Annotated in this window: 3 protein-coding genes; all 3 read right to left on the reverse strand. The window is 73.5% G+C overall.

Going from position 1 to position 5,066, the window contains the following annotated elements:
• Positions 1-970 (reverse strand): DMT family transporter (locus GWI24_RS40015; protein ID WP_210950937.1); only part of this gene is annotated, 970 nt, incomplete at its 3' end.
• A 97-nt stretch (positions 971-1,067) separates the two neighbouring features.
• On the reverse strand, positions 1,068-2,627 hold the full coding sequence (locus tag GWI24_RS40020) for a bifunctional phosphatase PAP2/diacylglycerol kinase family protein (protein WP_210950938.1): 1,560 nt from the start codon (positions 2,625-2,627) through the stop codon (positions 1,068-1,070).
• 129 nt (positions 2,628-2,756) lie between these two features.
• Positions 2,757-5,066, reverse strand: a 2,310-nt coding sequence (locus GWI24_RS40025; protein WP_210950939.1) for a glycoside hydrolase family 95-like protein, incomplete at its 5' end; no start/stop codon positions are given.

Genomic DNA, 5,066 nt, shown 5'->3' on the forward strand with positions numbered 1-5,066 from the left:
GTCCGCCGGGCCCCTCCGGAATCTCCGGCCCGCCGGCTCCACCCGCGGCGTCGCGCCTGTCGTGTCCGGGGGCGTCCGGCTCCTCGACGACCGTGGCCTCGGCGTCGTTGGCGGCCGCTTCCGCTTCCGCTTCCGCTTCCGCTTCCGCCTCGGCGTTGTGCACCGTCAGCATCACCAGACCGGTGCTCGCGACGAGGGCCGCTATCAGGGCCAGCAGCGTGCCGGGCGCGCCATGCCGGAAGTGCTCGCCCAGCGCGGCGAGGCCGACTGCGGTGGCGACCACGGGGTTGACCACGGTCGCCGTCGCCAGCGGCGAGGCCAGCCCGGCGCCCCGGTACGACGCCTGGGACAGCAGCACCCCGCCCGAGGCCAGCAGCCCGATCGTGACCAGGCCGGGCAGGGCGTCCTGCCACGCGTCCCAGGTCCACTCCACGGCCACGTTCTTGGTGACCACCGACGAGACGCCGAAGGCCGTCCCCGCGGCCGCCGCCAGCAGCACACCGCGGATCCCGGGCGACCGCATCAGACGAGCCGCCCCGATCAGCACGGCGATGACGGAGACCGTGATCACGATCAGCCAGAAGCCGTCCCGCTCGGCCAGCGCCTGGGCCCGCGAGGAGCCGGTCAGCGAGAGCAGCCCGGCGAGCCCCACGGTGGCCAGCAGCGCTCCCCGCCAGCCGGCCGCGCCGACCCGGCGGCGGACGAACACGGCCGCCATCGGCAGGGCGAAGACGATTGTGAGAGCCCCTAGGGGTTGCACCACGCTCAGCGGGCCGTAGGCCAGGGCGATCACATGGAGGACCGCGCCCGCCCCGTTGAGGGTCACCGCGGTCCACCAACTCCCGCGCCGCAGCGGAGCGGACGCGAGGCGCGGCGTCGTGGCCGCGACATGCTCCTGGAGTATGGCTCCGGCCGCGTAGCAGACCGCCGAGGCCAGGGCCAGCAGCACAGACAGCGCGAGGGAGGTCACGTCGCGGCCCCCTGGGCCGATCGGTCTTCGTCCATGCCCTCATCCTTGACGGTGGGTTGTGCCCCCGTCGTCGTCCTTGAGCACAGACTTGCGAGTACTACTTGCGTAGTAGGGCCCTCCACCGATGGGGTGCCTTCGCGGCCGCCGTACGGGCTCTTTGGAGCAGCTCGTTCTGCGGCTCGGCGGGGCGGTAGACGGTGAGCGCCCCCGGCCACTTGTCGATGAGCAGCTGCTCCGCGGGGTCGGCGGCCACCTCTCCATCGTAGGCCCGGCTGTCCACGCTGTGGAGGCCCGACAGGCGCAGTTGGCGCATGCGCCGCGTCGTATAGACATGTGACCGCCCGAGCGTGCCGGTGAGCGCCGCGATCAGCAGCCGGGTGCGGGCCAGCCGCTCCTCGCCGTCGATCGCCCGCACATCGAGCAGCCCGTCGTCGAGCTGCTGACGGTAGGTGGGCGCGAAACCCTCGGGGGAGTAGACGCCGTTGCCGGCGAACAGCATCCACAGCCGCCGCGGCCGCCCGTTGACCTCGACCTCCATGGGGCTCGCGGTGCGCAGCACCCGGGTGAGTGCGACGGCGGCCGCGGGCCACTTGCCGAGCCGGCTCTGCAGGCTCTCCCGGATCCGCACCAGTTCCGGGTAGAAGCCGAGGCTGAAGGTGTTGACGAAGTGGCTGGTCCCGTCGCCTCCGGCGAGGGGCGTGGCGCGGCCGAGGTCCACGGCCACCGCGTCGCCCTCGGTCACGGCGTGCGCGGTGTCCTCGAAGGCCGGTACGCCGACGTCCAGGGCGAAGTGGTCGAGGGTGCCGCCGGGGAACACGGCGAGCGGCAGCCCGCGTTCGGCCGCGATCGTGGCGGCCGCGTTGACGCTGCCGTCCCCGCCGCAGATGCCCAGCGCCCCGGCCCGCTCGGCGGCGCGCTGGGCGGCCTGCCGGAGCAGGCTCATGAAGTCGTCGTCGGGCCCGCACTCCACGATGTCCGCGGCGGGCAGCAGCACCCGCAGCTGCTCGGCGACCGTGAACCCGCCGGTGGGGGTACCCGTACCGGCCCGCTGGTTGACCACGACGACCAGACCGTCGCCCTTGGGCAGGGCGGGCGCCGAGATCCTCGGCCGGGCCTGCGCCGGGACCTCGGGGCGCGGCGGCCAGTAGCGGCAGGTCAGCGCGGCGGCCCCGGCGCCGAGGGCGACACCGGCCAGCACATCGCTGGGGTAGTGGACGCCCACGTACACCCGGGAGGCGGCGACGGCGGCGGCGAGCGGGGCGACCAGCAGACCGTACCGCGAGGACTCCAGCGCCACCCCGGTGGCGAAGGCGGCGGCGGAGGCCGAGTGCCCGGAGGGGAAGGAGCTGGTCCACGGCTGCCGGCGCAGCCGGCGCACCAGAGGCACCGCGTCCAGGACCGGACGCTTGCGTTCCACGGTCCACTTGACCACGACGTTCGACACGAGTGAGGCGGCGGCGAGCGAGCCCACCCCGCGCAGCGCGGCCCGCCGCGCGGTGCGGCCGCCGACCGTGGCGAGCACCCCGGCCGTGCCGAACCACAGCCGGCCGTGGTCGGCGGCCCGGCTGAGCCGGGGCAGCAGCGGATGGGCACCGCGGAGCCGGCTGTCCGCGACCCGCGCGAACAGCCGGCGGTCGAAGTCACTGATGCGTCTCATGCGTGATGGGTAACCCGGAACGGCGGTCGGCACGCGTCATTCGTCGGCGACCGGGGCCGGGACGGGAGACCGGGGGCGCGGGAACGGGGGCGCGGCCCGGGAGACCGGGGACGCGGTTTGGGACGCGGTTCAGGACGCGGGGAGCCCCCAGCGCGGCGCCGGCTCGCCCGCCTCGACCGGGCGGACCGTCAGGTCCGGGCGGTCGCCGCGGGCGGTGATGATCGCCTCCTGGCCCCTGGAGAGCGCGATCCGGATCGTGCCCGCGCCCACGGTCTCGTACGGCAGCAGCCGCCCGCGCCCGTCCCGCACCTCGATGGGCCCGTCCAGGGAGTGCCGTACGACACAGGGCGCGCCCGCCTCGCTGCGCAGCCGCACCCAGCGGGTCCGGCCGCCCTCGCGGGCGGCGCTCAGCAGGAAGGCGCCCTGGGTGCGGAAGTCGTGGACCATCAGCTCACTCCAGGCGGCGGGCAGCGCGGGGAAGATCCGGATCACCCCGCCCCAGCTCTGGCACACCATGTCGTGCAGCGACTGCGCGGCGGACAGCGGCGTCTCGATGACCGGGCCGGACTCCTTGTACATGGTGTTCGGCTGGATGAAGCGGCGCATCAGCTCGCCCAGGTACTTGAGCGCGTCCTCACCACGCCCCATCTGCGCGGACATCGAGGCGGCGCCGGTGAAGGTGTAGCCCTGGAGCGCGCCCTCGAAGCCGACCCAGTGGTTGAGGGAGGTCTCGATCAGCTCGCGCTTGGCGGGGTCCTCCCAGGTGACCTCGTACAGCGGATAGACCGCGAGCATATGGGAGTAGTGGCGGTGGGACTTGGCGAAGGGCACCCCCGCGCCGATCATGAAGCCGTTCTCGTCGACGGGGTACGGCGTGAGCTTGGCCAGCACCTCCCGCCAGCGCGGCGCGGAGGGGTCCTTGACGCCGAGGATCCGGGCCGCGTCCAGGAGGGTGGCGCAGCCCCAGCGCAGCAGCATCAGGTCGTAGTTGCAGTCGGGCGCGTTGACGCCGTACTCGGGCGAGAAGGTGGCGGGCAGATGCAGCTTGCCGTCGCTGCCGGGGGTGAGGAAGTGGAGGTAGTAGGCGATGGCCTTGCGCAGCAGCGGATAGACCACATCGCGCAGCACCGACTCGTCCATGGTGTGGCGGTACGTCAGCCACACGTTGTGCAGCGCCCAGGTGAGGTTGCCGACCTCCGGGGTGGGCGGGTCCTGGCCGGGGATGCCGACCGCGAAGCCGCCGTTCGCCACCGCGCCGCCGTTGACCAGATGGATGTCGGTGGTCCGGGGGATGCCCGCCGAGTCCTTGCGGTACGGGGCGTCGAGCTGGTTGGAGAGGTTGTCGCGGAATTCGCCGAGCGCCCGTGTCACCGCGTCGAGTTCGAGGTGGTTGGAGCCGTGGATCAGCCAGTACTCCAGCTGCACATTGAGGTTCCACCAGGTGGCGGGCCACGGGGTGGACTCCAGCCAGGGCCCCGAGGTGGCCATCACGGGGGCGTCGGCGCGCGCGGCCGCGGCCACCTTGTACAGCTGGATCCAGTAGAAGCGCTGGAGCCGGGCGTCGGGGAGGGAGAGGAAGCTCTTCCGGTAGTAGGCGTGCCACCAGGCGCGATGGGTGGGCGCGAGGGCGTCGTAGGGGAGCGCCGAGGCGGACCCGATGTCCTTCAGGGCGCGGTCGCGCGCTGTGCGCTTGGGGTGGGAGTGGGCCACGGTGACGTACAGCGTCCGCCGCCCGGCGCGGGTCCGCTCCCGCCAGGCCGTCACATGTTGTCCGCCGGCGAGCAGCGGCTGCACGGCGGCCTGGACGCCGTGGTGGTCCTCGACGACGGCCGGGGGGTTGCCGGTGTAGCCGTCGGGCACCGGTTTGAAGCCGACTCGCGGGCTGATGGCCTCGGCGGGGTGGAACACCCAGCGGAACGCGGTCTCACCGGCGCTCGGGGTCACCTCGATCGCCATGACGGAGCGTGAGTTGTGCACCAGGGCGCGGAGAGCGAGCGTGCCCTTGTCGGTGGTGATGGTCCCGGTCAGCTCGGCGTCGTGGAGCCGCAGCCGCCAGTCGACGGCGGTGATGGCACCGACCGGCTCCAGGGTGAAGTACCCGATGGGCAGCCGTGCGAGCCCGAAGAGGGAGCCGAACTCCGGCCGGTGGTCCTGGACCTCGCTGTGCTGCACATTGAAGCGCACCGCGTGTCCGTCGCCCGGTTCGGCGTAGATGCCCGAGCCGAGCAGGGCGTTTCCGAGGAAGGGGCCCTCGTACCAGGTCTGCGGCATCTTCTGCCACACCATGTCGGCGTCGGCGAGGACCGTTTCCCAGGGGTCCCCCGCGGGGCGGGCGGCCGCGGCGGGGGCCTGCGGCTCGGCGGCGTACGCGGTGGCCGGGCCGGCGAGTCCGGCGGCGGCGCCCGCGGCCATGGCGGTGCCGACGACGGTCCTTCTGGT

The sequence above is a fragment of the Streptomyces sp. MK37H genome, from assembly GCF_018035285.1.
Taxonomy (GTDB): domain Bacteria; phylum Actinomycetota; class Actinomycetes; order Streptomycetales; family Streptomycetaceae; genus Streptomyces; species Streptomyces endocoffeicus.